A 26,134-nucleotide genomic window follows, 5' to 3' on the forward strand; every position below is an offset into this window, starting at 1 on the left:
TTTGGCTGAATCCCTAAAATTTTACTTTTTGGCCGCGCGAGCGTGCAAAAACTCATCGAGAATAACGCAACCTGCACCAATGGTTATGAAACTGTCGGCCAGATTGAAGACCGCGAACGACCATGTCTCGGTGTGGAACAGGATATAGTCGATGACGTGACCGTAGAAAAAGCGGTCGAGAAGATTGCCGGCTGCCCCCGCAATGATGAAGGCGAAGCCGAGATGGGCGAAGGTCCGGTCCGCCGCCGTCTTGCGCCAGAGCCACAGCACGAAGACCACGATGACGAGCCGCATGCTGACGATGAACCAGCCATGCATGTCCGCCAGCATCGAAAACGCCACGCCGAGATTGTAGGTGCGGTAAAGCGCCAGAAACGGAACGACCGGAACCATCTCCTGCAACGGCAGATAGGCCTCGACCAGCTGCTTGACGATCTGGTCCAGCACCAGTGCGGCAACGATCAGTACGAAAGCCGGGCCAAATTTCGAAAACAGTGCCGCCTTGGCCATTACTTCACCGGTGTCAGTTCGAGGAGATGTCGCCGCGCCTCGAAAAGCATGACAGCGGTTGCGACGGCGAGATTGAGACTGTCGGCACGGCCCTGCTGGGGAATGCGCGCCAGCTGATCGGCCTTGCCGGCCAGTTCCGGCGGCAGGCCGGATTGTTCGTTGCCCATCAAAAGCACGACCGGCTTACCGGCATAATCGATCTTTCGATAATCCACGGAACCGGCAAGATGGGTGGCGACGACACTGACATTGGCCGATTTTTTCCAGGACAGGAATTCCTCGACCGAGGCGCGGGCGACGGGCGTGGCGAATACCGAGCCCATGGTGGCGCGAACCGTTTCCAGCGAGAAGGGATCGGTGCAATCACCGACCAGAATGACGCCTGAGGCGCCCGCCGCATCGGCCGTGCGGATGATGGTGCCGAGATTGCCGGGATCGCGGACGCGGTCGAGCGCGATATAGGTCTCGCCTTTTACCGGGCGAATATCCTTCAGCGGCTTCCATCTCTGATCGAAAATGCCGACGACCATTTGCGGATTGTCGCGGCGGGTGATCGAGGCTATGACTTTTTCGTTGACTTCGAGCACCAGGCCGCCCGACGCGACCGTCTTTGCCGCCGCCTGCTCCACCAGCGGCTTGCCCTTGGCCGCCTTGGCGTAAACCAGCGTGCGAATGGTCCAGCCCAGCTCAAGCGCATCGATGACCAGCTTCAAGCCTTCCGCCATGAAGGTGCCGGTCTCTTCCCTGCCCTTTTTCTGGGTAAGCGCCTTGATATCCTTGATGATGGGATTGGCAAGGCTGGTGACTTCCTTGACCTGGCCAACCCGGCGCGTCGTGTTTTCGCGCATATCGTTCGTCATTTCGGCTCCCAGCGGCTGAACAGCGATGTGGAAAGCACCCGGCCCGGCGTCTTGCCATCAAGCCCGGCCTCGCGAATGACGAGTTCACCGGACGCAACGACGCCACCGGCACCGCGCATGATGTCGCGCATCAGCTCATGCATCGAATAGAAGCTGGAGCGAATGGAATAGGCCGTCAGCACCAGACCGAGAGCCTTGGGTGACAGGATTTCCCGGCAGATATCCAGCATCAACGGCAGATGGTCGAATAATTGCCATATCTCACCATGGGTGCCGCGGCCGAATTTCGGCGGGTCGGTGAGAATGATATCGTAGGTGCTGCCGCGCCGCTCCTCGCGCTGGATGAATTTCATCGCGTCTTCGCAAATCCAGCGGATCGGCGCCTGCTCCAGCCCGGCAAGCGCCTGGTTTTCCCTCGCCCAGCCTATCGCCTTCTTGGAGGCGTCGACATGGGTGACTTCAGCACCGGCAGCAGCGGCGACCAGCGAAGCGACGCCGGTATAACCGAACAGGTTCAGCACTTTCAGCGGCCGGTCGGCGGTCTCGACAGCATTTTTCAGCCATTCCCAATGCACGATCTGTTCTGGAAACACGCCAACGTGTCGGAAAGCCGTGAAACGGCCGAGAAACTCGACACCGAGCAGGGATAATGGCCAGGTTTCGTCAAGCGGCGTTTTCGGAAAACGCCAGCGGCCCATGCCGTCCTCATCCGTATCCCCGGAAAAAATGGCGTCGGCATTCTGCCATACGCGGTCGGGGACGGACGGTTGCCAGAGAGCCTGCGCCTCGGGACGGACGACGCGGTACTCGCCGTATTGTTCAAGCTTCAGGCCGTTGCCGCTGTCGATCAGATGAAAATCACCCGCGCCGCTCGATTCCAGAATGACCGGAACCTGTTCTGCGGGGCGCTCCCCGGTGCGAAGCTTGAGGGCGCGCACGGGCACCTGTTCAACAGCCGGCGCTGGGGCGACCTTTTCCCTCGGGGCAGGTTTCGGCACGCTGCGAACCGCGTCCGGCTCACGCTTCTTCGGCGCCGCGTCTGCCCGCCGTGCCGGCTTTGCGGCATGAACCTGTTTTTTCTCGCTCCCGGCACGCACGCGATTGCCTGGCCGGCTGTCTTTTTTCTTCAATGGAAATCTTTCCGCTTCTGCCCGCGTCCTATCGCGCCAGCAAATAGCATTCCAAGCGTCGCTCGACTAGAGCCGCAACAAATGTCGGCACCATCACTTTGCCGGGAGTTGTCCCGCAGTCGGAACATGGCCGGTCGCCGCGGCTTTGTGCCGGTTCGCCTCGTCATGCCAGCGAACGGCTTCCTTCGCTTCGATACGCGCACGTTTGCGATGCTTGCCCTGCGCGAACCATGTGGCCGAAGACCCCAGAAGCACGCCAAAAATGACGGCGAGGAACAGGAACACGAAAAACGGCGCGGTGAAGGAAAGAAGACCATCCTCCGGCCGGAAAGGATTGAGCGCAAGCGTTACGGCCTGACGGTTGGCCACGCACAGGATGACGAGGATGATCGCCAGCGGAAGCAGGATGATGAGGTTGATGATTTTTTTCGACATCCGACAATACTCCATCGCGACGGACATTCCGCCGGCTCCGTTTCCGGCGCGGCCGGTGAGAACGATCAATCGTCCTCTTCGTCACCCATACCGGGGTTCAGGCGCTCGCGCAGTTCCTTGCCCGTCTTGAAGAAGGGCACCCATTTTTCCTCGACGAAAACCGATTCACCCGTGCGCGGGTTCCGACCGGATCGCGAAGGACGATTTTTCACCGAAAATGCGCCGAAACCACGAAGCTCGACGCGATTTCCACCCGCCAGGGCATCGGTGATTTCATCCAGCACCGCATTGACGATGTTTTCCACGTCACGGTGATAAAGGTGCGGGTTACGCGCAGCAACGATCTGCACCAGTTCAGACTTGATCACGGTTGCCCCCTGAAAGAATTGGATTTTTAATGCGACTCAACCTGCCAAACGGAAACAAGACCGTCAAGAAACAACTTGTCCGCACCGAGCTGGCCGGAGCCCGCAAACGGAATTAAATCGTCATATCCCAGAAGCTTCGCTATTTGCGCAACACTGAAAAGCGAAAAAGGCGAACGGGACGACGGTGCGTTCCACTCCACGATCGGCAAATCCTTGGCAAGCCCGCGCGTTTCGAAGTAGCCGCGAATTTCCTTTTCACCGCCGAGCATATCGACCAGCTTGTTGGCAAGCGCCTGCCTGCCGGTGAAAATCGATCCATCGGCCAGTTTCAGCACATCCTCGCGCGGCAATTTGCGGCGATCGGCCACGAGATCGACGAACCAGCCGTAGCTGTCCATCACCATGGAGCGGATCATCGTCTTCGCCTCTTCGGGCGCCTCATGGAAAGGCGAAGGTTCCGCCTTCATGGGAGAAGACTTAATTTCCTGCAGCGAGACGCCGAGCTTGTCCATCAGCTGGCCGATCTGGGGATATTGAAAGATCACGCCGATCGAGCCGGTGATCGAGGTCTCGCCGGCAACGATGACATCGCCAGCTGACGCGATCATATAACCTGCGGAGGCGGCCAGGGTGCGGACGTCGGACACGACAGGCTTCTTTTCCGCAACGCCGCGAATGGCCTTGAAGATGCGCTCTCCGCCATAGGTCGTACCGCCTGGTGACGAAATCGATACGATCAGCCCTTTGACATTATCGCTCTTGGCAATCTTGTCGAGCCGCTCCAGAAGTTCAGTATTGTCCTGGATCAGACCGGAAACCTCGACGCGGGCGATATGGGCTCTGGCACTTTGCTGCGGCGCGGCCCATAAAAACCGGTAGAGGCCGAACATGCCGGCGACGAACAGGAGAACAGCGGCAACCCGCCAGAAAGTCAGCTTGCGGCGCAGTCGCCTGCGATCCGCTATCGCCATATTATCCATCGAAAACCTCTGCCATCCGGCCTTTTAAGCGACTTGAGCATCATGGCCATATGGTTCTTCTAGCGCGAAGCCGCAAGGAAACAATAAGGAAACCAGAATTACGATTAAATTCGCATATCCCTTGCACCTTTCCAGACAAAAACCATATTGGCAGGACAAAGCACTCATGCCAGAGACATCAAGATAAACATATAAGCTTCATTTGCGCGCCAGAATGGTGCCCAAGACGTTTTCCGGACCCGCTCCTATGCTCGAAAGACTCCGCGAACCAGCGCCAGCATTTCCGCTGCCCAATGACCAGAACGGCGCATATGAGCGCGCGCTCAGGCATTCTGCACGCGTGAAGCGACTGAAAATCATTCTGCCGCTCGGTGCAGCGATCGTTTCGCTTGCCTTCGTCGCCATTTCGCTCATCCGAACCTGGGCGCCCGAAGAGGTGTCGCTTGAGAGCGCAAGGATCGAGGACGGCAAGATCGTGATGGAAAAACCGGCGGTTGCCGGCCGCAACGAGAAGGGGATCGATTACTCCATGAACGCCGACCGTGCGTTGCAGGATATCGCCAACCCCAATCTCATGACGCTCGAGAAGGTTCTGGCCGCGGTGCCGATAAACGACGGCATTGCCCAGGTGATCGCCAAGGAAGGCCTTTTCGACCGGTCCTCCAACACGCTGAAGATGACCGCTCCTTTTGACATCAATCTCAGCAATGGCATACAAGCGAAGTTCCAGTCTGCGGATGTCGATCTGAAGGCCGGAAAGATGAGCAGCAAGGAGCCCGTTTCAATCAAAACAAACGACGGCTCGATTGTTGCGCAATCGATTGATATCGCCGATAATGGCAAGACGATTACATTTTCGGGGCAGGTACGGGCACGTATCGCTGCATCCAATATCAAGAATGAAGGCAAATGAGAGCCCGGTCCAGATGATGCAAATTTCCCGTCCCGTTTCCCTTGGCAAATCCGCAGGCTTTACAGCCGCAGCTTTTGCTTTTTCCTGTCTTGCAACTGTGGCTTTTGCCCAGAACACCACCAGCAACATGAAGGGTGTTTCGCTTTCCGGCGATCAGCCGATTGCAATCGAAAGCGATCAGCTCGAAATCCGGGATCAGGAGCGCAAGGCCTATTTCACCGGCAATGTAAAAGTTGTGCAGGGCACCACCACCCTTCAGGCCGGCAAGATGACGGTCAACTACAAGGGTGAAGGTTCGTCACTCACGAGCGGCGACGCCAACATCGAAAAAATCTTCGTCGACAATAACGTCTACCTGACGTCGGAGACCCAGAAGGCTACCGCCGATCACGGCGAATTCGACATGGCGGCGCAGACCTTCATTCTGACGGGCAAACAGGTCGTGCTGTCCGAAGGCACGAATGTCTTCACCGGCTGCAAGCTCACTGTTCTGATGAATTCGGGACAGGCAAAGCTCGAAAGCTGCGGCGGGCCTGTCCGGATCATGCTCGATCCGAAATCGCAGCAGAAGAAACAGTAGTCTCACCTCGTGAAAATACCCTCGATCTCAAAAATATTCGGCGGCGGGCGCGACCAACCTGTGGACGCGGCGTCACAGGCCGACAAGGCCCGCTATGAAGGCACTCTGATCGCGCATGGTCTGACGAAGACCTATAATACGCGTCGGGTCGTCAATGGCGTTTCGCTGGTCGTGCGCCGTGGCGAGGCCGTGGGGCTGCTCGGACCGAACGGCGCGGGCAAAACCACCTGTTTCTACATGATCACGGGCCTCGTACCCGTCGATAGCGGCAAGATCGCCATCAACGGCAACGACGTCACCACCATGCCGATGTACAGGCGTGCCCGCCTCGGCGTCGGTTATCTGCCACAGGAAGCTTCGATCTTTCGCGGGCTGACGGTCGAGGAAAATATCCGCGCCGTGCTGGAAGTACACGAGCCCGACAGCGCCAAGCGCAACCGCAAGCTCGACGAATTGCTGGAAGAGTTTCACATTGCGCAGCTGCGCAAGTCGCCGGCCGTCGCGCTATCGGGTGGTGAACGCCGCCGCCTGGAAATCGCCCGTGCTCTGGCGACAGATCCGACCTTCATGCTTCTGGACGAACCCTTCGCGGGCGTCGATCCGATCTCCGTCAGCGACATCCAGAATCTCGTCAGGCATTTGACTGCACGCGGGATCGGCGTTCTCATCACGGACCACAACGTTCGCGAAACGCTTGGTCTCATCGACCGCGCCTATATCATCCATGCCGGTGAAGTCCTGACTCATGGCCGTGCGGACGATATCGTCAACAATCCGGACGTGCGCCGGCTCTATCTCGGCAATAATTTTAGCCTTTAAGCCCTCGGGCGCGAAAGATTCTTCATCGCGCCCCGCGCTGACGCTTGACCAAACAAAATAAAAAAGCAATTTTTGGGCCAAGTTTCGTTGCCCTCGCAAAATTTATGAAAATTGTGGCGACGGAGAAGCTGTAAGGGGAGTTTCGCGTCCGCCATGGCATTATCTGCCAGCCTTTTGCTGCGTCAAAACCAGTCTCTCGTGATGACACCGCAACTGATGCAGTCCATCCAGCTGCTTCAGATGACGCATTTCGAACTGACGCAGTTCATCGCGCAGGAGATTGAGCGCAACCCCCTGCTTGAAATTGCGGCAAACGACAGCGATTTGGGCAGCGATACTCCGGAAAATGCGGAGAATTTCGGCGACACGGAGAGCGAAAGCCCGGACAAGTCCGCCACGGTAACATCTGACAGCGACGACTGGTATGGCGACCGCGCCGCCAATCTCGGCGAACAGCTGGACACCAGCTTCGAAAACGTCTTTCCCGACGATACCGAACCGAGAAAGGCCGATGCCCCCGAGCTGGCCGGCCAATGGAAATCCATGCCCGGGAACGGGTCCGGCGAAAGCTACGATCTCGACGATTTCATTGCGGCGAGACAAACCCTTGGCGACCATCTCAATCAGCAATTGCCGCTCGCCATATCCTCCGCAGAAGACAGGATGATCGCCGATGCGCTGATCGGCCAGCTCGACGAGACCGGATATATCGCTGCGGACGCCGCCGACGATGTCGCCGAACGGCTGGGAGCAACCCTTTCGGCGGTGGAGCGCGTCTTGAAGATACTACAGGGCTTCGACCCCCCCGGCGTATTTTCCCGTTCGCTGAGCGAATGTCTGGCGATCCAGCTCGCCCAGAAGGATCGGCTCGATCCGGCGATGCGGGCTTTCGTCGCCAATCTGGAGCTTCTGGCGAAACGGGACTTCGTGGCCTTGAAAAAACTCTGCGGTGTCGATGAGGAAGACCTTCTCGACATGCTGTCGGAAATCAGGACGCTCAATCCACGCCCCGGCGCGGGCTATGAATCGACCGTTTCGGAGACCATCGTTCCTGATATCATCATTCGCCCCTCCTCCGCAGGCGGCTGGCTGGTGGAAATCAATCCTGAGACCCTGCCGCGCGTGCTCATCAACCAGACCTATTTCGCCGAAGTTTCAAGGCACAAAGCGCGCGCGGGTGAGGATCAGGATTTTCTTTCCGAATGCATGCAGACGGCCCATTGGCTGACCCGCAGCCTCGACCAGCGCGCCAGAACGATCATGAAGGTGGCGACCGAAATCGTACGCCAGCAGGACGCCTTTCTCGTCAATGGCGTCGATCATCTGCGTCCGCTGAACCTCAAGACGGTGGCCGACGCCATCAAGATGCACGAATCCACCGTCAGCCGGGTGACGTCGAAAAAATACATGCTGACGCCGCGCGGGCTGTTCGAGCTGAAATATTTCTTCAGCGTTTCCATCAGCTCGGTGGAGGGCGGCGACAGCCATTCGGCAGAAGCGGTGCGTCACCGCATCAAGGGGATGATCGCGCATGAGGTCGCCGACGCGGTCCTTTCCGATGACGATATCGTCGATAACCTGAAAAAGAGCGGCATCGATCTCGCCCGCCGCACCGTCGCCAAATATCGCGAGGCGATGAACATCCCCTCCTCCGTCCAGAGACGGCGGGAAAAGAAAGCGCTCGCCAGATTATCCGTCTACTGAGCAGCGCAAACGATCACGTTTTCGGGGCTTCTCAGCCGCATTCCGGCTGCACCATTGACTCTTGCAACGTCTGGGGCTAGAAGCCCGCCGCACACATAAGCAAGGTTATTTGTAACGGATTCATCTCCACCGTCCATGGGCGTAAAATTCGAATGGAGGCTTTTAAAGGTCTTCGAAACGCTTGGATGCGCGCTCGGCTTGACGTAAGCTGGTACTCGCAAATCACTACAAAAAGGAAAATTTCCATGAGTGTGCGTGTATCTGGTAAACATATGGAGATCGGCGAATCTTTCCGTCAGCGGATTGAGGACAATATAGGTCTGGCAGTTACCAAATACTTCGATGGGGGGTATTCAGGCCAAGTGACCGTGGAGAAGTCGGGATCGCGTTTTGCAGCCGATTGCAAGCTACATCTCGATACGGGCGTTGTATTGCATGCGGCGGGTGAGGCAAATGATCCGCAAGCAAGTTTCGATGCAGCCGCCGAACGGATCGAAAAGCGCCTGCGTCGCTACAAGCGGAAGCTCAAGGACCATCATCACAATGGTTCCGCAGCGAACGGCGCGATGTCGGAAATCGCCTATACGGTGATGGATGCTGTTCCCGATGAGGACCACGAGGTTCCCGAAGACTACGCACCCACGATCGTGGCGGAAAGTTCGAAACAGATAAAGACGATGTCCGTCGCCAGCGCCGTAATGGCGCTCGACATGACGGACGAACCGGTTCTGCTCTTCCGCAGCCCGGGCAAGGAGTATCTCAACATCGTTTACCGGCGTCATGACGGCAATATTGGCTGGATCGACGCGGAAACGATCAAGAGCTGAACAGTCTGACAAGACATGGGAGGCAGATCGCAACAGCGTATCTGCCTCCTGCATCGTCTCGATGGCATGAAGGAAAAAGAGAATGGCGTTGGCAGATTTGCTGCAACAAGATGCGATTATTCCCGCCCTCAAGGTGAATTCCAAAAAGCAGTTGCTTCAGGAGCTGGCCGCCAAGGCAGCCAGAATTACCGGAGTCTCGGAACGGGAAATTTTCGACGTCATCCTCCAGCGTGAAAAACTCGGCTCCACCGGCGTAGGGCACGGCATCGCCATTCCGCATGGCAAGCTCAACAGCATCCATCAGATCACCGGCGTCTTCGCACGTCTTGAAACACCGGTCGATTTCGAGGCGCTGGACGACCAGCCGGTCGATCTGGTTTTCCTGCTGCTCGCGCCTGAAGGCGCCGGCGCGGATCACCTGAAGGCACTGTCCAGAATTGCGCGCTCATTGCGCGACCCCGAACTGGTGGCCAAGCTGCGCGCCACCGATTCCGACACGGCAATCTACGCTTTCCTTAATCAGGAGCAGGCGACAGCAGCCTGACGCGGCCTGCCGGAGTTCGTTTCCATGCTCAAAAAAAACGCGCCCTTGAGGCGCGTTTTTTATTGGATGAGAGAATGCTTCACGCATCCTTCTCGTTGACGGAGGCAGTGCCCGGCTCGGCCGATGTGGCGGTATCCACCTTCGGGCCGCCCTTGGCGACGCCGACCATGGCGGGGCGCAGCACCCGGTCACCGATGGTGAAGCCAGCCTGAACCACCTGAAGCACGGTGTTGTTCGGAACTGCGGGGTTGGGAATTTCGAACATTGCCTGGTGGAAATTCGGGTCGAACTTCTGGCCTTCCGCATCGATCTTTTTTACGCCGTGGCGCTCCAGCGTCGACAGCATCGAGCGCTCGGTCATCTCGACGCCTTCGATCAGGCCGCTGAGACCGGCTTCGCCATTGGTCTTGAGTTCGTCCGGAATGGCTTCCAGAGCGCGGCGAAGATTATCGGAAACGGCAAGCATGTCGCGCGCAAAACCGGCAAGGGAATAGGACTTCGCATCCTTGACTTCGCGCTCGGTGCGGCGACGAAGATTGTCCATTTCCGCCGCAAGCCGCAGAAACTTGTCGCGCAGATCGGCGTTTTCGGCCCTGAGCAGCTCGACCGGATCGGGTTCGGCAGTCTCCACCGTCTCTTCTCCCAACAGCGCGGGCTCGATAAGTTCTTCGGCGACGTCCGCGTCAGGTCCGGGCTTTTTCGTATCGTCGGTCATGACGTTCTCCAGATTTGAATGTTGTTGGTTGCGCCCGATATCGAGCTTTGACGGGCAAAAATCAAGGCTTGCGGCGAAAAGCTTGCCGCATTCTCCGACCTTGCGGGCTTGTCCTATCTCTGCTTTCGGGAAAGGCGGGCCATGATCTGCGCTGTATAGTCCACCATAGGAACGATACGGGCATAATTGAGCCTGGTGGGACCGATGACGCCGACCGCGCCCACGACGCGATTTTCCTCATCCCGATAGGGCGCGACGATCAGCGACGAACCGGATAGCGAAAAGAGCTTGTTTTCCGAGCCGATGAAAATCCTGACCCCGGAACCGCTTTCCGCAAGACTGAGGATCTCGATGAGATTTTCCTTGCGTTCCAGATCGTCGAACAGCAGGCGCACGCGATCTATATCTTCCTCGCCGGCCAGGCCCTCGAGCAGGTTGGAGCGTCCCCGGACGATGAGGCGGCCGAGCTTGCCTTCCTCATTGTCACCCGACCATATGGCCAGACCACGCTCAATGAGGTCCTGTGTCAGCGTGCCGAGTTCCGATTGCAACTCCGCACGCTGCGTCTGAAACTGGTCCCGCAATTCCTGCAGCGTCTGGCCGGACAGATGGGCATTGATGAAATTCGCCGCCTCCGTCAATTGCGATGACGAAATACCGGCCGGCAATTCGATGATACGGTTTTCGACCTGATTGTGGTCACCCACCAGCACGGCAAGCGCCTTGGTGGGTTCCAGCCTGATGAACTCCACATGTTTGAGGGTGACGTCGTTCTTGGCCGTCAGCACGAGCCCGGCGCCACGCGACATGCCGGACAGCATGCGGCTCGCCTCCGTCAATAGCCCTTCCAGCGGCTGTTCATGGCCGGAGACCGGGCCGATCTGGCGGTCTATGCTCGCCCTCTCGTCGGCGGGCAGATCGCCCACCTGCATGAAGGCATCCACGAAGAAGCGCAGCCCGGTCTGGGTGGGCAGGCGCCCGGCGCTGATATGCGGCGAATAGATGAGGCCCAGTTCCTCGAGATCGCTCATGACGTTGCGCACGGAGGCCGGTGAAAGCGACATCGGCAAGAGCCGCGACAGGCTGCGCGACCCCAAGGGTTCGCCGGTGTCGAGATAGCCTTCGACGATGCGCCGGAAAATCTCCCGCGACCGTTCATCCAGCAGCGATGCCTGATCTTTTGAAAGTGGTGCAGAAAAGCCCATCTCGTCCGTTCTTTGTCATCCAAACCCTGTTTGTATCAATATAATGCGTCGCACCGCTGCGGCAAAATGGAAATTGGCTTTGCAAAAGCCCGGAGCGCACCTTAGAAGGCAGGAACCAACATGGAGAGTGGATCATATGCGGCCTTCAGGCAGAAAAACCGATCAGATGCGCAAGGTTTCTTTCGAGCGCAATTTCTCGAAACATGCCGAAGGTTCCTGTCTGGTCAAATTCGGCGACACGCATGTGCTGGTCACCGCAAGCCTTGAGGAAAAGACGCCGCCGTGGCTGCGCAACAGCGGCAAAGGCTGGGTGACCGCAGAATACGGCATGCTGCCACGCTCCACCAACGAGCGTATGAAGCGCGAGGCCTCTGCCGGCAAGCAGGGTGGACGCACCCAGGAAATCCAGCGCCTCATCGGCCGCTCGCTGCGTGCGGTGGTCGATCTGCAGGCGCTTGGCGAACGCCAGATCAGCATCGATTGCGACGTCATTCAGGCTGATGGCGGCACGCGCACGGCTTCCATCACCGGCGCATGGATCGCCCTGCATGATTGCCTGAAATGGATGGAAACCCGCAACATGATCAAGGTCGAGAAGGTCCTGAAGGATCATATCGCGGCGATCTCCTGCGGCATTTTCGCAAAACAGCCGGTCATCGATCTCGACTATCTCGAGGATTCCTCCGCCGAGACCGATGCGAATTTCGTCATCACCGGCTCCGGCGGCATCGTCGAGGTTCAGGGAACGGCGGAAGGCGCACCATTCTCCGAAGAGGAATTCCTGACGCTGCTCGGTCTCGCCAAGGCAGGATGCAGCGAACTGGTCGCCCTTCAAAAGCAGGTCATTGCCTGAGCCGACAGGAAAACGTGATGCGCAAGCTCGACACCAGAACGATCGTCGTCGCCAGCCACAACAAGGGCAAGATCGCCGAAATCGCCGATCTGATCGGACCTTTCGGCTTTTCCGCGAAATCGGCTGCAGAGCTGAATTTCGTTGAGCCGGACGAGACGGGCACCACCTTCGAGGAAAATGCGGCCATCAAGGCGCTTGCCTCCGCGAAGGCGTCCGGCCTGCCCGCTTTATCCGACGATTCCGGTCTGGTGATCGACGCGCTGGATGGCGCGCCGGGCGTTTATACCGCCAATTGGGCCGAGACTGCGGACGGCACGCGTGACTTTGCCATGGCGATGCAGAAAGTCGAGGACGCGCTTGCGGAACGCGGCGCATCGAAACCGGAAGACCGCACGGGCCGCTTCGTCAGCGTGCTGTGCCTTGCTTGGCCGGACGGGCATGTCGAATATTTTCGCGGCGAGGTGGAAGGCACTGTTGCGTGGCCACCGCGCGGAACGAGCGGCTTCGGCTATGACCCCATCTTCAAACCGGAAGGTTACGACACCACATTCGGTGAAATGACCGCGGACGAAAAACACGGCTGGAAGCACGGCGATGCGTTCGCGCTCTCCCACCGTGCCCGCGCCTTCAAAAAATTCGTCGAAACCTGTCTGGAGGCATGAACCCGATGACCGGGGAGCACCAACTTTCTGCCCCCGGCGCATCGCTTCTGCCGGATACGGGCGATCCCGGTTTCGGGATCTATCTGCACTGGCCCTTCTGTGCGGCCAAATGCCCCTATTGCGATTTCAACAGCCATGTCCGCCACCGCCCGGTGGATCAGGAACGGTTTACTGCGGCTTTCCTCAGCGAAATGGCAAAGATGCGGGCGCTCAGCGGCCCGCGTGTCGTCACCAGCATCTTCATGGGCGGCGGCACGCCATCGCTAATGGACCCGCAGACGGTTGGTGCGCTTCTTGATGGCGTCTCGCGCTTCTGGCACGTGCCTGATGGTATCGAGATCACCATGGAGGCCAATCCCTCCAGCGTCGAGGCGGAACGGTTTCGCGGTTATCGCGCCGCCGGCGTCAACCGCGTCTCGCTTGGCGTGCAGGCGTTGAACGACCGGGATTTGAAATTTCTCGGCCGTCTGCATGACGTGGCCGATGCCTTGAAGGCCATCCGGCTGGCGCGCGAGATTTTTCCGCGCATGTCCTTCGATCTCATTTACGCCCGCCCGAACCAGACGGTGGCCGAATGGGACGCCGAACTGAAAGAGGCCGTCTCCTATGCGGTCGACCACCTGTCGCTCTACCAGCTGACGATCGAGGAAGGCACGCCCTTTTACGGGCTGCACAAGGCCGGCAAGCTGATCGTGCCGGATGGCGAACACTCGGCCGTGCTTTATGAGGCGACACAGGAAATCACCGAGCGTTACGGCATGCCGGCCTACGAGGTTTCCAACCACGCCCGCACCGGCGCCGAAAGCCGCCATAACCTGACCTATTGGCGTTATGGCGATTATGCCGGCATCGGCCCCGGTGCGCATGGACGCCTGACCACTGGCGCCTCCAAACTCGCGACTGTCACCGAGCGCCACCCGGAAACCTGGCTCGAAACCGTTGAGCGGGAGGGCCACGGCATGGTCGATCAGGAGCTTCTCGGCGTCGACGAACAGGCAGACGAGTTGCTATTGATGGGTCTTCGCCTCCGCGAAGGCATCGATCTTGCCCGCTGGAGCGATCTTTCCGGCCGCGAACTCGACCCGGAGAAAGAGGAATTCCTCCTGCAACACGGTTTCGTGGAACGGATCGGCAATTCCCGCCTGCGCTGCACCCCTTCCGGGATGCTCATTCTGGATGCGGTTGTCGCTGATCTCGCCTGCTGACCGGCAGCATCGGCAGGTCTTGAAACGGCAATAAAAAAGCGGCCCGAAGGCCGCCTTGGCTGACACGAAACCGGAAAACCTCTCATCACGTCATGCTCCGTCCCCGTGTCGAGCCCAAGGATGTCCCGGGCATCTGCAACCGTTGATCTTGCGCGGCGTGAATAGATGTAGAGACAGGCTCACTACTGTCCGTATCATTCGATAAATGGCGACCCTCACCAAACACTCCGACGTCATCCTCGGGCTTGTCCCGAGAGTCTGCAACGCCTTGATTTTATTGGCGTGTTTAATCCTTGGGGCAGGCCCGAGCATGACAAAGAGAAAATGAGCGGCCCGGAGGCCGCTCAATATCAAGCGTTGTTTTCGTTGATCAGGCGCTTCAGCAACTCAACCTCGTGGCCGAGCTTGGTATCGCCGGAAATCAGGTCCTCGATCTTGCGCACCGCGTGAAGAACCGTGGTGTGGTCGCGACCGCCGAAACGGCGACCGATCTCCGGAAAGGAACGCGGCGTCAACATCTTGGCCAGATACATGGCGATCTGGCGCGGCTTGACGATGACGCGGGTGCGGCGGTTGGAAACCAGCTCCTGCCGAGACACATTATAATGCCTGGCGACGATGCGCTGAATATCCTCGATGCGCACACGCTTCGCCTCACCGCTGCCCACGAGGTGCGCCAGCAACTCATCGACACGGTCAACCGAGAGGTTCGGCTCAAAAGAGCGCCGGAACATCAGCTGGTTGAAGGCACCTTCAAGCTCGCGTCCGCTCGCCGTCACGCTTTTGGCCACATGGGTCAGGATTTCGTCCGAAATCTCGAAAGACGGATCGTCCTGACGCGCCGAGCCCATGCGGCGGCTGAGCATTTCGTAGCGCATGTCGTAATCGGGACCTTCGATCTCGATGGCCATGCCGCCCTGAAGGCGCGAACGGACGCGCGGATCGAGCGATTCCAATTCCCAGGGCGCACGGTCAGCCGCCACCACCACCTGCTTGGCGCTGTCGAGCAGCATGTTCAGCAAATGGCAGAATTCGTGCTGGATCATCTTGCCCTGCAGAAACTGCATGTCGTCGATGACGAGAAGATCGATATTGCGCAGGGTGTCCTTCAGCGTCAGTGCGTCATTGTCGCGGATCGCCGTCGCAAAACGCCACATGAAATATTCGGCCGTCAGATAGACCACACGCGGGTTGCGCGGGCTGTCGATGGCGGCATTCGCAATGGCCTGAAGAATGTGAGTCTTGCCAAGACCGACACCCGCATGGATGAACAGCGGATTGAAGCGCACCGCGCCGGCACCCGCTTCAGCGATCGTCTTTGCCGCCGCAAGCGCCACACGGTTGGACGAGCCCTCGACAAAGGTATCGAATGTGAAACGCGTATCGAGCGGCGAACCGAACAGCGGCCCGGAACCACCCTGACGCAAGGTCGACTGCGCCGCCGCAGGCTGTGCGGAAGGCGTTGTCGCGGGCTGCGACGGAATGAAGGACTTGTTGCGCGCAACAGCGCCCATGTCCCGAACGGGCTGAGCCCGTTCCTCGACCTGCGCGGGACGAACCGGGCGGCTGGCGGAGCGGACAAGAATTTCCACCTTCAGCACATCCGGGTCCTCGCTCTGGACGAGGCCGGTGATCAAATCCATGTAACGGTTGTTGATCCAGGACTTCAGAAAGGTCGTCGGAACGGTAAAGCGGACGACGCTTTTCGAAACGGAATGGAGTTTGAGCCGTGCGAACCAGCTTGCATAGACCTCGGGACCAACCTGTGCCTTGAGCCGCGCGCTAAAACGTTGAAACAGCGCATCGTACTGCATTGCCGATTTATCCCCTGCCGCTTCTGAGCAAGCTGCATCACATGCCTTCGGTGTGCGGTCCCCATCAGCCACCGCACCCATCGCCAAATTCAATTGCATATTGCCGCCTTTCAAATTGCCAATCATAGCCTGACGATCAAAGATCGATCGCCAGAGATCCCCCTCGTTTTATTCCTGCCTCCAGCGTTCCCCTCGAAAGAACGTCAAAAGCTACTCTTTGTCTGCGAGCCGGTTATCCCATTTCCCTCCCCCTCATGGAGAGGCCTGCGACACGCTAAAAACGCTCCTTTTGCTACAACCTTAAGGCGCATTCTTGAGTGCAAAAAGCCTCGCCCGTTCCGAGACCGAAACGGTGCAAAAAGCTCAATGAACTGAGAAAACGGACCCCGAAAGACCCGCCAGCAAGAAGGTGAATATCGTCGATACGATCATCGAGATAATCTGTGGACTGAGATCCGCACCCCTTGTTGGATTGCATTTAGGCAGGATCGTGGGGAGAGATCAATGGCGTTTTTTCTGCAAAAACTCAGATCGGCCATTGACTCGCAATGGCCGTTTTGCATCACCGGCAAGGTCCGAAGCAGAATCGCTTATGAATCAATGAGATTCAATTTTGGCATTTTTCGAGAGCCCATTTTAGCAAAAAAATAAAAATCTTCTTGACTCAAAACTGGCCGCGACTTCCGTAGAGAAAGCTTCCCATTTTTCGGGAGACCTCCAGCAATCTATTGTTTTTATTCATTTTTTCCTGTCGTCCATCTGACATGCGTTTGTCACGTTACGGCAGGAATGATTAACGGGTGGTTAGAATCACAAAAAGCCCGGTCAAAAGACCAGGCTTTTTGAATAGTTATTTGTGATTAGCCGGATTAGGCGGAAAGAGCCTTAACGCGCTGGGCAAGACGCGACACCTTACGGGATGCCGTGTTGCCGTGCAGAACGCCACGCGTTGCTGCGCGCTGGATCTCGGGCTGAGCTGCCTTCAGAGCTTCGGTGGCTACTGCCAGATCGCCGGAAGCGATGGCTTCCTCGACCTTGCGGATGAAGCCGCGAACGCGCGAACGGCGAGCCTTGTTGACTGCGGTACGGCGAGCGATCTTGCGGGTCGCCTTTTTCGCCGAAGTTGTATTGGCCATGTATGCCTCTCTTCGAATTCAAACCAAATTCCGCAACCAGAGGATCGGGTCGTTCGAAGACCTCACTTAACCCAAGAATGCGGGAGTAATTTCGGACAAGCCGGATGGCTTTCCTTAACCGTGGGCGGGCATATACCGCTAAAGCGTACGCCCGTCAACGCGCAAACGGCGGAAAACGCCGATATTTCGAATCCTTAGCGATTCCGGAAAGCGGGTTTACGCTTTTCCACGAAGGCCGCCATGCCCTCCTTCTGATCCGCCGTTGCGAAGAGCGACTGAAAGGATCGCCTTTCATATCTCAGCCCTTCCGCCAGGGATACCTCGAAGGAGCGGTTGACGCTTTCCTTGGCCATGAGAACCGAGGCGCGCGACAGCGAGGCGATGCGTGTGGCGGCGTCCACCGCCTCATCCATGAGATTTGCCGCAGGCACAACCCGCGAGACCAGACCGGCACGCTCGGCTTCCGCTGCATCCATCATCCTGCCTGTCAGAACCAGATCCATGGCCTTCGCCTTGCCCACCGCCCGCGTCAGCCGCTGCGAGCCGCCCATACCGGGAATGACGCCAAGCGTGATTTCCGGCTGACCGAACTTTGCCGTTTCCGAAGCAATGATGAAATCGCACATCATTGCCAGCTCACACCCGCCGCCCAGCGCAAAGCCGGAGACGGCGGCGATGACCGGCTTGCGGGTCGACGCGACCTCGTCCCAGCCGCCGAGAAAATCGCCGACATAGGCATCGACAAAATCCAGCGCCTGCATTTCCTTGATATCCGCACCGGCTGCAAATGCCTTTTCCGAGCCGGTTATAATGATCGCGCCGATGGAGTCGTCAGTGGAAAACGAAGAAAGAATGTGCCGCAGCTCTTTCAGGAGCACCGAATTGAGAGCGTTGAGCGCCTTGGGGCGATTGAGCGTAATGACGCCCACCTCCTCGCGTTTCTCGACCAGTATCGTTTCATAGTCCACGGCAGTCTCCCCTTCTCCGTTATTCCGGCTTCGTTACGTCTGGCAGGCAGCGCAATAAAAAGTGGAACGACCGGCCTGCACCACTCTTTCAACCGTACCCCCGCAGCCGGGTGTCCGGCAAGGCTGGCCTTCCTGATCGTAGACCGAAAAGGAATGCTGGAAATAACCGAGCGTTCCGTCCGTCTGTATATGGTCGCGCAGGGAGGAGCCGCCGGCGGCGATGGCATCGGCGATCACATCCCGGATTTTCTCCGTCAGAACGATGAGCTGCGGTGTCGGCCCGCCGGTTTTCGTCACCAGCGTTCCCGCCGCCCGCAGGGGCGAGAGATGGGCGCGCCACAGCGCCTCGCAGACATAGATATTGCCGAGGCCGGCAATGACCTTCTGATCCAGAAGCGTGCTTTTCAAAGGCTGGCTTTTGCCCTGGAATCGGCCCGCCAGATAATCGGCGCTCAGCGCATTACCGGTCGGCTCCGGACCAAGCTCGGCGAAGGCGGGGTAAAGATCGAGCTTGTTGCGTTCCACCAGATGCATGAAGCCGAAGCGGCGCGGGTCATTATAGATGACGCAGACGCGTTCTTCTCCCTTATCCAGATGAAAGACGACATGGTCATGCTTGCCATCCTTCGAGCGGGGATAATGAAACGTGCCGGGCACCTTCTTATCCTCGCCCTCATCCGCCTCCGCCTCGATACGGAACGAGCCGGACATTCCAAGATGAGCAACGATCGTCAGCCCACCCTCCAGTTCGATCAAAAGATACTTCGCCCTGCGCGCCAGCGATATGATCGTTTTGCCCTCGATCAGGGTCGCAAAATCTTGCGGAAACGGGAAGCGCAGATCGGGGCGGCCGAGGTGAAGCTTGCGGATGCTTGCCCCTTCCATGGCGGGTGCGAGGCCACGTCTGACGGTTTCGACTTCTGGCAATTCTGGCATCTGGCTTATCCGGCAGTTTATCGTTAGGACCATGTGGTCTATACAGTGCACGCGAAATGTCGCGCCCAGGCGATGCGGCAACAGATAGCGTCGCCATGGCGTTTCCGCTATGGTCCGCCACGCAATTAATATGGAGACAGACGATGACCGACGCCCGTACCACCGCCCAAGGCGGCATGGAAACGTCCTATGGCTTCCACAAGGTGGACGAAGGCAAAAAGCAGGGGCTGGTCAACGACGTCTTCCATAAGGTGGCCAAGCGCTACGACATCATGAATGACGTCATGTCGGCCGGTCTGCACCGGCTTTGGAAGGACGCCATGGTGTCCTCGCTTTCGCCACGCAAGGATGCGTCCTACAGGGTGCTGGACGTGGCGGGCGGCACCGGCGATGTCGCCTTCCGCATCGTGGAAGCCTCCAATCGTCTGGCGCAGGCCACCGTTCTCGACATCAACGGCTCGATGCTTGCCGTCGGCGAGGAGCGCGCGGCAAAAAGAAAGCTGTCCGACAATCTGACCTTTGTCGAGGCCAATGCCGAGGAGCTGCCCTTCGAGGCGAATACCTTCGATGCCTATACGGTCGCCTTCGGCATTCGCAACGTGCCGCGCATCGACGTCGCACTGAAGGAAGCTCATCGTGTGCTGAAACGCGGCGGGCGGCTGCTGGTGCTGGAATTTTCCGAAGTCGAAATGCCGCTGCTGGACCGCGTTTACGACGCATGGTCGTTCAACGCCATTCCGCAATTCGGCAAGATGATCACCGGTGACGCCGAGCCTTATCAATATCTGGTCGAGTCGATCCGCAAATTCCCCAATCAGGAGGATTTCGCGACGATGATCCGCACCGCCGGTTTTTCCCGCGTGACCTACACCAATTACACCGGCGGCATCGCCGCCCTGCATTCCGGTTGGAAGCTTTAAGACCATGGCTGGAAAAAGCAGGAGACAAGCATAAGCATGAGCACTTTGGGCGCATATTTCCGCCTCGCAAGGGTTGGCTGGGTTCTCGTGCGCGAAGGCGTCGTGCTGGCTTTGCCGTCTGACGACCTGCCTGCTTCCGCGCAAGTGCTGAAGGCGCTGCTGAAGCCCTTCGCCCGCAGCAGGGCCAAGCGGGCGCAGCGCAGCGACCGGCTGGCAGTGGCTGTGGAGCGGCTTGGGCCATCCTATGTGAAGATGGGACAATTTCTGGCGACCCGGCCGGATGTGGTGGGCGCCGACTTCGCCGACGATCTTGCCAGCCTTCAGGACCGTATGGCGTTTTTCCCCGCTCAGGCAGCGAAGGCGAATATCCAAGGTTCGCTCGGACGGCCGGTGTCTGAACTCTACAGGGAGTTCGGCGATCCGATCGCCGCCGCCTCCATCGCGCAGGTTCACCCGGCGATAATTGATACGCCGAAAGGACAGCGCAAAATGGCCGTCAAGGTCATCCGTCCCGGCGTTCGTCAGCGCTTCCAGAACGATCTGGAGGCGATGTATCTGATTGCCGACCTGCAACAGCGTTTCGTCCGCTCCGCCCGCCGCCTGCGCCCGGTGGAGGTGACACGGACGCTGGAACAGACGACCAAGATCGAGATGGATCTGCGGCTTGAGGCAGCCGCCCTTTCCGAACTTGCCGAAAACACCAAGGACGATCCCGGATTTCGCGTGCCCGAGGTCGATTGGGAACGCACCGGCCGCGATGTCGTCACCATGGAGTGGATCGACGGTGTCAAGATGTCGGATATCGAGGGACTGAAGGCCGCAGGTCACGACCTGAACAAGCTGGCCGACACCCTGATCCAGTCCTTCCTGCGGCACACGTTGCGCGACGGCTTTTTCCACGCCGACATGCACCCCGGCAATCTCTTCGTCGATGCTGAGGGCATGATCGTGGCCGTGGATATGGGCATTGCCGGACGGCTCGGTAAAAAGGAGCGCCGGTTCCTTGCTGAAATCCTCTACGGCTTCATCACCCGCGATTACATGCGCGTGGCGGAAGTGCATTTCGAGGCCGGTTATGTGCCGGGCCATCACGATAAAGCCAGCTTCGCACAGGCGATCCGCGCCATTGGCGAGCCGATCCACGGCCAGCCGGCCGAGACGATCTCCATGGGCAAGCTGTTGACGCTGCTGTTCGAAGTGACCGAACTCTTCGACATGGAAACACGCCCGGAACTGGTGATGCTGCAAAAGACCATGGTGGTGGTGGAAGGCGTATCCCGCATGCTCAATCCGCGCTTCAACATGTGGAAAGCGGCCGACCCAGTCGTCAGCGGCTGGATAAGGGACAATCTTGGCCCGAAGCGCATCGTCACCGATCTGAAGGATGGCGTGAAGGCGGCTCTCAAGCTTGCCGAGGCGGCCCCCGAGATCGCCGCCAAGACGGAGAAGCTGCATTCCGATCTGATGTATATGAGCGAGAACGGCCTGCGTTTCGACGCGCAGACGGCGGAAGCCATCGGCAAGGCGGAAGCGCGCCATACCAAATGGGGGCGGGCGGCGCTCTGGGTGATTGCGCTGACGCTTCTCTATATCGCGATCAGGATCAGCTGAGGGATATTTCCAGTTCGGCGCTCACGCCGCAAGTCCGGACAGAAAATCGCCAGCCCTGCCAGTTCGACAGATGCGTACCATGCTGCTGCAACATATCGAAGATAATGACCTGATCTTGGTTGAAAGTTAAATGATTGCCGGACGGGAATTGAAATTCATGGCAAAAAATGAAGCAGTAAAACGGGCCCTTACCTATTGTTCGTGGCCAATGGTGTTTTTTGGCGGTCTTGTCGGGGCCTATTTCGCTTTTACGAGCCAGCATCCGATCACGGGTTTCCTCGCCGTATATGCGGGCGCGTTGACGGCCCTGTTTCTTCTCGAACGCTATATTCCCTATGAGACGCAATGGCTTCAGTCTGATGGCGAAACGGTAAACAGTATCGCCCACACGCTGCTGACCAAGGGGCTTGTCCAGCTTGCGGCGTTGGCGTCGGTTATCTTTCCGATGCTGACCGCCGGTTTCCTGCAACCCTTGGCAGCCATGAAATTCGACCTTTGGCCTTCGGGGCGGCCGTTGATCGTTCAGGTCGTGCTTGCCGTGGCGATCGCTGAATTCGGTCTCTACTGGGCACACCGCATCGCGCATGAACGGGTATTCTTCTGGCGTTTCCATGCGCTTCATCACAGCGTTGTCCGTCTGTGGGTGGTCAATACGGGCCGTTTTCATGTGGCCGACTCGCTGTTCAAGATCGCGCTCAGCCAAATCCCGCTCTATCTCATGGGCGCACCGTTGCATGTCTTCTGGTGGCTCGCGGCTGTCACCGCTTTCATCGGCATTCTGACCCATTGCAATGTCGATATGAAAACCGGGCCGCTAGACTACGTGTTCAGCACTCCCCGGCTGCACCGATGGCACCATTCGAAAGAGTTGCCTGAGGGAAACACCAATTATGGTGAGAACCTTGTCGTGTTCGATCAGTTGTTCGGCAGCTATTTCAATCCCGATCGCCCGTCTTCGACCAACATCGGTATCAAGGGAGAAATTGCAAAGGGCTTTCTGCCGCAGCTTTTCCAGCCCTTCACCAAGGATGGCGTTCGCCAGATCATCGGGCGAAGCACGAAAGACAATTGAGGTGAGGTGGCAGCTGTCAGGCGATCGGAATTCCCAGTTCCGCCCGCAGCTTTTTCGTCAACCCGACCGCAACGAGTTCATAGGAGCGGCGCACGTAATGCTCCAGCTCTTCCTGCTCAAGCGGTGAGTGATCGGAAATCGATATCCATTTGCGCTTGGCGAAATAGGGCGCCTGACTGACGCCTTCCAGCGAGGTGAGGATTTCGAAGCTTTCCTCCGAACATTTCATCACAAGCCGCCAGTCCGCCCGCTCACCAAGCACGGAAAACACCTTGTCCCCGACCTTGGCAACGTGGGAATCCCACTGATCGACGAAGCGCACGCCCGGCCAGCCACCAAGCACTTTGTCGAAGCTCTGGCGATCAAACAGGTTCATACGAGTTTCTCCGCAATAAGCGTCGCCAGACGTTTGGCTACTTCGGCCTTGTCGAGATCCGGCCAGGCGTCCACACCATCAGCCGAAATGATCTTCACGCTGTTGCGGTCTCCACCCATGATGCCGGTTTCAGCCGAAACATCGTTGGCGACGATATAATCCGCACCCTTGCGCTCCAGCTTGGCCCGGCCGTTTTTCTCCACATCCTGCGTTTCGGCGGCAAAGCCTATTACAAGCGTCGGGCGCTTTTGGTGATGACCGACGGTTTTCAGAATATCGGGGTTTTCCGTCAGTTGCAGCGCAGGCGGCGCGTCGCCCGGCTGTTTCTTGATCTTCTGCTCAGACGAGCCAGCCACCCGCCAGTCGGCGACGGCGGCGACCATGACGGCGATGTCCACGGGAAGCCGCGAGATCACCGCATCGCGCATCTCTTCGGCGCGCTCTACGTGAACGGTCGCGACACCCGCCGGATCGGCGATGGTGACGGGACCGGAGATCAGCGTGACCTCCGCCCCAAGTTCAGCCAGAGCCGCCGCGATGGCATGCCCCTGCTTGCCGGAGGAGCGGTTGGCGATATAACGCACCGGATCGATCGGCTCATGTGTGGGACCGGAGGTGACGATGGCCGTTCTGCCCTTCAGAGGCTTCGGCCCGCCATCCAGCAGCGCCTCGACGGCTTCAACGATCTGCAACGGCTCCGCCATACGGCCGAGACCTGCCTCACTCTTTTCCGCCATCTCGCCCGCCATGGGGCCGATGAAAAACACGCCGTCTTTTTTCAGCGTTTCGACATTGCGCGTTGTTGGCTTTGCCGACCACATTTTCGGGTTCATGGCAGGCGCGACCAGCACCTTGCGGTCGGTTGCCAGAAGGATCGTGGAGGCGAGATCGTCAGCCAGCCCATTCGCCATCTTCGCCATCAGATCGGCGGTGGCGGGCGCGACCAGCACAAGGTCACAATCGCGCGCGAGCCGGATATGGCCGACATCCTGTTCGTCCTGCCTGGAGAAAAGCTCGGTGAAAACATGAGTGGCGGACAGCACCCCAACGGCAAGCGGAGTGACGAATTCCTGCGCGCCCTTGGTCATGACAGGCGTCACCTTCGCGCCGCGCTCTTTCAGACGGCGGATGAGATCGAGGCTCTTATAGGCCGCGATGCCGCCGGAGATGATGAGGAGAATATGTTTGCCTGAAAGCGCCATGATGCCGGACCAGTTTCCCGTTTCAGGGGAAACTAGAGCATTTCAGGTGAATAATCACCTTCAATGCTCCATCTCTTTGTTTTTCGCATTTCCGGCCGGAAAACCGCTACACACTTTTTCCTGAAAATGCTCCAGGCCCTTGGCATTCAAAGTGCAATCTCGTCTTTATCACGCCGCCTTGGCGACGTGATATTCCTTGATCGCGACCATCTTGATTGCCGGAAACCGTTCCGATTCGTAGCGCAGCGAGAAGGCGTCCTGTGCCAAAAACACCGGATCGCCATCCAGATCGCGAGCGATATCGCCGCGCTTGACGGTCAGGAACTTGTCCATTTCCGTCGGCTGATCGGAAGAAATCCAGCGGCAGACGGAAAAGCGCGACATTTCGAAAGAGACCGGCAGGCCGTATTCGCCCATCAGCCGCTCCTTCAGGACATCGAGCTGAAGCGCGCCGACGACGCCGACGATGGCGGGCGAGCCGTCTTCCGGCGAAAAGAGCTGCACAACACCCTCTTCCGCCATCTGCTGCAGGGCTTCCTTCAGCTTCTTGGCCTTCATGGCGTCTTCCAGACGCACGCGGCGCAGGATTTCCGGCGAGAAGTTCGGCACGCCCTGAAAGACGAGGTTCTCGCCCTCAGTCAGCGTATCGCCGATGCGCAGCGTACCATGGTTGGGAATGCCGACCACATCGCCCGCATAGGCGGTATCGGCCAGCTGGCGCTGCGCTGCGAAGAAGAATTGCGGCGCGGTCAGCCCCATCAGCTTGCCAGTGCGTGCCAGTCGCGCCTTCATGCCGCGCTCCAGCTTGCCGGAGCAGATGCGCGCAAAGGCGATGCGGTCACGGTGGTTGGGGTCCATATTGGCCTGAATCTTGAAGACGAAGGCCGTCATCTTGTCTTCCGCCGCATGCACGGTGCGGGTATCCGCCACCTGGTCGCGTGGCGGCGGCGCGAAATCGCCGAGCGCGTTGATGAGATCACGCACACCGAAATTGCGCAGCGCCGAACCGAAGAACACCGGCGTCATATGACCTTCGAGGAACGCCTGACGATCGAAGGGACGGCAGGCTTCCAGCGCCAGTTCGGTTTCCTCGACAAAAACCTTGCGCTCATTTTCCGGCAGACGATCGGCGATTGCCTGGGGGCCGTCGACGGCTAGTCCGTCAACCTGCGTGTCGTTACCGCGGAAGGTGTTTTCAGCAAGATTGTATGCACCACAGAAGCTTTTCGCCCGCCCGACCGGCCAGGTAATCGGGGCAGTATCAAGCGCCAGCTTCTCCTCGACCTCATCCAGAATCTCGAAGGGATCGCGGCTTTCGCGGTCCATCTTGTTGATGAAGGTGATGATCGGGATATCGCGCATGCGGCAGACTTCAAAGAGTTTCAGCGTGCGCGGCTCAATACCCTTGGCGGCATCGATGACCATGATCGCCGCATCAACCGCCGTCAGCGTGCGGTAGGTATCGTCCGCGAAATCTTCGTGGCCGGGCGTATCGAGGATGTTGAAGACGCGATCGTTGTATTCGAAGGTCATGACCGAAGTGACGACCGAGATACCGCGCTCGCGCTCGATCTTCATCCAGTCCGAACGGGTCTGGATGCGATCCTTCTTCGCCTTCACCTCGCCGGCCAGCTGGATCGCTCCACCGAACAGCAGCAGTTTTTCCGTAAGCGTGGTCTTACCCGCGTCCGGGTGCGCGATAATAGCAAAGGTGCGGCGGCGGGAGACCGCCTCGGCAAGTGTTTCGGCCATCTGACAAATCCTGTGGAATTGCGGGGTATCTAGCGTT

General features: G+C 58.5%; 27 protein-coding genes. 12 read left to right on the plus strand and 15 right to left on the minus strand.

Annotated elements, in window-relative coordinates; genetic code table 11:
- Nucleotides 1–21 precede the first annotated feature (21 nt).
- The 6 genes from lspA to sppA form a co-directional block, all read right to left on the minus strand.
- Nucleotides 22–510, minus strand: a complete 489-nt coding sequence (gene lspA / locus QSK43_RS01500) for a signal peptidase II (RefSeq protein WP_332302043.1) — start codon at nt 508–510, stop codon at nt 22–24.
- Entirely contained in the window at nt 510–1,370 is an 861-nt protein-coding gene (locus QSK43_RS01505; protein ID WP_045022096.1) for a TrmH family RNA methyltransferase, read from the minus strand. Before QSK43_RS01505 ends, lspA begins: the two co-directional genes overlap by 1 nt.
- A complete protein-coding gene (locus QSK43_RS01510; protein WP_332302044.1) occupies nt 1,367–2,500 on the minus strand; it encodes a class I SAM-dependent rRNA methyltransferase in 1,134 nt (377 codons plus the stop codon). Before QSK43_RS01510 ends, QSK43_RS01505 begins: the two co-directional genes overlap by 4 nt.
- 93 nt (nt 2,501–2,593) lie before the next feature.
- Nucleotides 2,594–2,935 carry a LapA family protein gene (locus QSK43_RS01515; RefSeq protein ID WP_045022093.1) on the minus strand — a complete coding sequence of 114 codons (342 nt, stop codon included), beginning with the start codon at nt 2,933–2,935 and terminating at the stop codon, nt 2,594–2,596.
- A gap of 65 nt (nt 2,936–3,000) precedes the next feature.
- On the minus strand, nt 3,001–3,327 hold the full coding sequence (locus QSK43_RS01520) for an integration host factor subunit beta (protein WP_267884622.1): 327 nt from the start codon (nt 3,325–3,327) through the stop codon (nt 3,001–3,003).
- Nucleotides 3,328–3,329: 2 nt separating this feature from the next.
- On the minus strand, nt 3,330–4,283 hold the full coding sequence (gene sppA / locus QSK43_RS01525; protein WP_332302045.1) for a signal peptide peptidase SppA: 954 nt from the start codon (nt 4,281–4,283) through the stop codon (nt 3,330–3,332).
- Between the two features lie 247 nt (nt 4,284–4,530).
- Here sppA and lptC point away from each other — a divergent pair, with 247 nt between their 5' ends.
- From lptC to ptsN, 6 genes are all read left to right on the plus strand, one after another.
- Nucleotides 4,531–5,196: an LPS export ABC transporter periplasmic protein LptC gene (gene lptC / locus QSK43_RS01530; protein ID WP_332302046.1), complete on the plus strand. Its 666-nt coding sequence runs from the start codon at nt 4,531–4,533 to the stop codon at nt 5,194–5,196.
- A gap of 13 nt (nt 5,197–5,209) precedes the next feature.
- Complete coding sequence (locus tag QSK43_RS01535; RefSeq protein ID WP_045022090.1) at nt 5,210–5,776, plus strand: LptA/OstA family protein; 567 nt, start codon at nt 5,210–5,212, stop codon at nt 5,774–5,776.
- A 9-nt stretch (nt 5,777–5,785) separates the two neighbouring features.
- Nucleotides 5,786–6,595 (plus strand): LPS export ABC transporter ATP-binding protein, encoded by an 810-nt coding sequence (gene lptB / locus QSK43_RS01540; protein ID WP_084686994.1) that lies wholly within the window; start codon nt 5,786–5,788, stop codon nt 6,593–6,595.
- A 153-nt stretch (nt 6,596–6,748) separates the two neighbouring features.
- The gene (gene rpoN, locus QSK43_RS01545; RefSeq protein WP_332302047.1) at nt 6,749–8,299 is read left to right on the plus strand and encodes an RNA polymerase factor sigma-54; all 1,551 of its coding nucleotides are present in this window, start codon (nt 6,749–6,751) and stop codon (nt 8,297–8,299) included.
- A 245-nt stretch (nt 8,300–8,544) separates the two neighbouring features.
- Nucleotides 8,545–9,126 (plus strand): ribosome hibernation-promoting factor, HPF/YfiA family, encoded by a 582-nt coding sequence (hpf, locus tag QSK43_RS01550; protein ID WP_045022087.1) that lies wholly within the window; start codon nt 8,545–8,547, stop codon nt 9,124–9,126.
- 82 nt (nt 9,127–9,208) lie between these two features.
- Nucleotides 9,209–9,670, plus strand: coding sequence for a PTS IIA-like nitrogen regulatory protein PtsN (ptsN, locus tag QSK43_RS01555; RefSeq protein WP_045022085.1), 462 nt, complete (start codon nt 9,209–9,211; stop codon nt 9,668–9,670).
- 79 nt (nt 9,671–9,749) lie between these two features.
- Here the strand turns inward: ptsN and grpE are convergent, their stop codons facing one another.
- Together grpE and hrcA are read right to left on the minus strand one after the other, a co-directional pair.
- A complete protein-coding gene (gene grpE / locus QSK43_RS01560) occupies nt 9,750–10,385 on the minus strand; it encodes a nucleotide exchange factor GrpE (protein ID WP_332302048.1) in 636 nt (211 codons plus the stop codon).
- 113 nt (nt 10,386–10,498) lie between these two features.
- Complete coding sequence (gene hrcA, locus QSK43_RS01565; protein ID WP_045022081.1) at nt 10,499–11,590, minus strand: heat-inducible transcriptional repressor HrcA; 1,092 nt, start codon at nt 11,588–11,590, stop codon at nt 10,499–10,501.
- 136 nt (nt 11,591–11,726) lie between these two features.
- On the opposite strand from hrcA, the gene rph reads away from it, so the two are divergent.
- The 3 genes from rph to hemW are packed head-to-tail and all read left to right on the plus strand — an operon-like array spanning nt 11,727 to nt 14,310.
- Nucleotides 11,727–12,443, plus strand: coding sequence for a ribonuclease PH (gene rph, locus QSK43_RS01570; protein WP_332302049.1), 717 nt, complete (start codon nt 11,727–11,729; stop codon nt 12,441–12,443).
- A gap of 17 nt (nt 12,444–12,460) precedes the next feature.
- The gene (rdgB, locus tag QSK43_RS01575; RefSeq protein WP_332302050.1) at nt 12,461–13,105 is read left to right on the plus strand and encodes an RdgB/HAM1 family non-canonical purine NTP pyrophosphatase; all 645 of its coding nucleotides are present in this window, start codon (nt 12,461–12,463) and stop codon (nt 13,103–13,105) included.
- A gap of 5 nt (nt 13,106–13,110) precedes the next feature.
- Nucleotides 13,111–14,310: a radical SAM family heme chaperone HemW gene (hemW, locus tag QSK43_RS01580; protein WP_332302051.1), complete on the plus strand. Its 1,200-nt coding sequence runs from the start codon at nt 13,111–13,113 to the stop codon at nt 14,308–14,310.
- Between the two features lie 350 nt (nt 14,311–14,660).
- Here the strand turns inward: hemW and dnaA are convergent, their stop codons facing one another.
- From dnaA to mutM, 4 genes are all read right to left on the minus strand, one after another.
- Nucleotides 14,661–16,124 carry a chromosomal replication initiator protein DnaA gene (dnaA, locus tag QSK43_RS01585; protein ID WP_332302052.1) on the minus strand — a complete coding sequence of 488 codons (1,464 nt, stop codon included), beginning with the start codon at nt 16,122–16,124 and terminating at the stop codon, nt 14,661–14,663.
- An 869-nt stretch (nt 16,125–16,993) separates the two neighbouring features.
- On the minus strand, nt 16,994–17,260 hold the full coding sequence (gene rpsT / locus QSK43_RS01590; RefSeq protein WP_003493474.1) for a 30S ribosomal protein S20: 267 nt from the start codon (nt 17,258–17,260) through the stop codon (nt 16,994–16,996).
- Nucleotides 17,261–17,454: 194 nt separating this feature from the next.
- Entirely contained in the window at nt 17,455–18,228 is a 774-nt protein-coding gene (locus QSK43_RS01595; RefSeq protein ID WP_332302053.1) for an enoyl-CoA hydratase, read from the minus strand.
- 33 nt (nt 18,229–18,261) lie between these two features.
- Nucleotides 18,262–19,164 (minus strand): bifunctional DNA-formamidopyrimidine glycosylase/DNA-(apurinic or apyrimidinic site) lyase, encoded by a 903-nt coding sequence (mutM, locus tag QSK43_RS01600; RefSeq protein ID WP_332302054.1) that lies wholly within the window; start codon nt 19,162–19,164, stop codon nt 18,262–18,264.
- A gap of 143 nt (nt 19,165–19,307) precedes the next feature.
- Between mutM and ubiE the strand changes: the two genes are divergently transcribed.
- The 3 genes from ubiE (at nt 19,308) to QSK43_RS01615 (ending at nt 22,767) form a co-directional block, all read left to right on the plus strand.
- A complete protein-coding gene (ubiE, locus tag QSK43_RS01605; protein ID WP_332302055.1) occupies nt 19,308–20,084 on the plus strand; it encodes a bifunctional demethylmenaquinone methyltransferase/2-methoxy-6-polyprenyl-1,4-benzoquinol methylase UbiE in 777 nt (258 codons plus the stop codon).
- 36 nt (nt 20,085–20,120) lie between these two features.
- The gene (ubiB, locus tag QSK43_RS01610; RefSeq protein WP_332302056.1) at nt 20,121–21,695 is read left to right on the plus strand and encodes a 2-polyprenylphenol 6-hydroxylase; all 1,575 of its coding nucleotides are present in this window, start codon (nt 20,121–20,123) and stop codon (nt 21,693–21,695) included.
- Between the two features lie 157 nt (nt 21,696–21,852).
- Nucleotides 21,853–22,767, plus strand: coding sequence for a sterol desaturase family protein (locus QSK43_RS01615; protein WP_332302057.1), 915 nt, complete (start codon nt 21,853–21,855; stop codon nt 22,765–22,767).
- A 16-nt stretch (nt 22,768–22,783) separates the two neighbouring features.
- On the opposite strand, the gene QSK43_RS01620 is transcribed toward QSK43_RS01615, so the two are convergent.
- The 3 genes from QSK43_RS01620 to QSK43_RS01630 form a co-directional block, all read right to left on the minus strand.
- Nucleotides 22,784–23,143, minus strand: a complete 360-nt coding sequence (locus QSK43_RS01620; RefSeq protein ID WP_332302058.1) for an MmcQ/YjbR family DNA-binding protein — start codon at nt 23,141–23,143, stop codon at nt 22,784–22,786.
- Entirely contained in the window at nt 23,140–24,345 is a 1,206-nt protein-coding gene (coaBC, locus tag QSK43_RS01625) for a bifunctional phosphopantothenoylcysteine decarboxylase/phosphopantothenate--cysteine ligase CoaBC (RefSeq protein ID WP_332302059.1), read from the minus strand. Before coaBC ends, QSK43_RS01620 begins: the two co-directional genes overlap by 4 nt.
- Before the next feature lie 168 nt (nt 24,346–24,513).
- Nucleotides 24,514–26,097, minus strand: coding sequence for a peptide chain release factor 3 (locus QSK43_RS01630; protein WP_332302060.1), 1,584 nt, complete (start codon nt 26,095–26,097; stop codon nt 24,514–24,516).
- Nucleotides 26,098–26,134: the final 37 nt, after the last annotated feature.

The sequence above is a fragment of the Rhizobium sp. GR12 genome (assembly GCF_036596185.1).
Classification (GTDB): Bacteria; Pseudomonadota; Alphaproteobacteria; order Rhizobiales; family Rhizobiaceae; genus Agrobacterium; species Agrobacterium nepotum.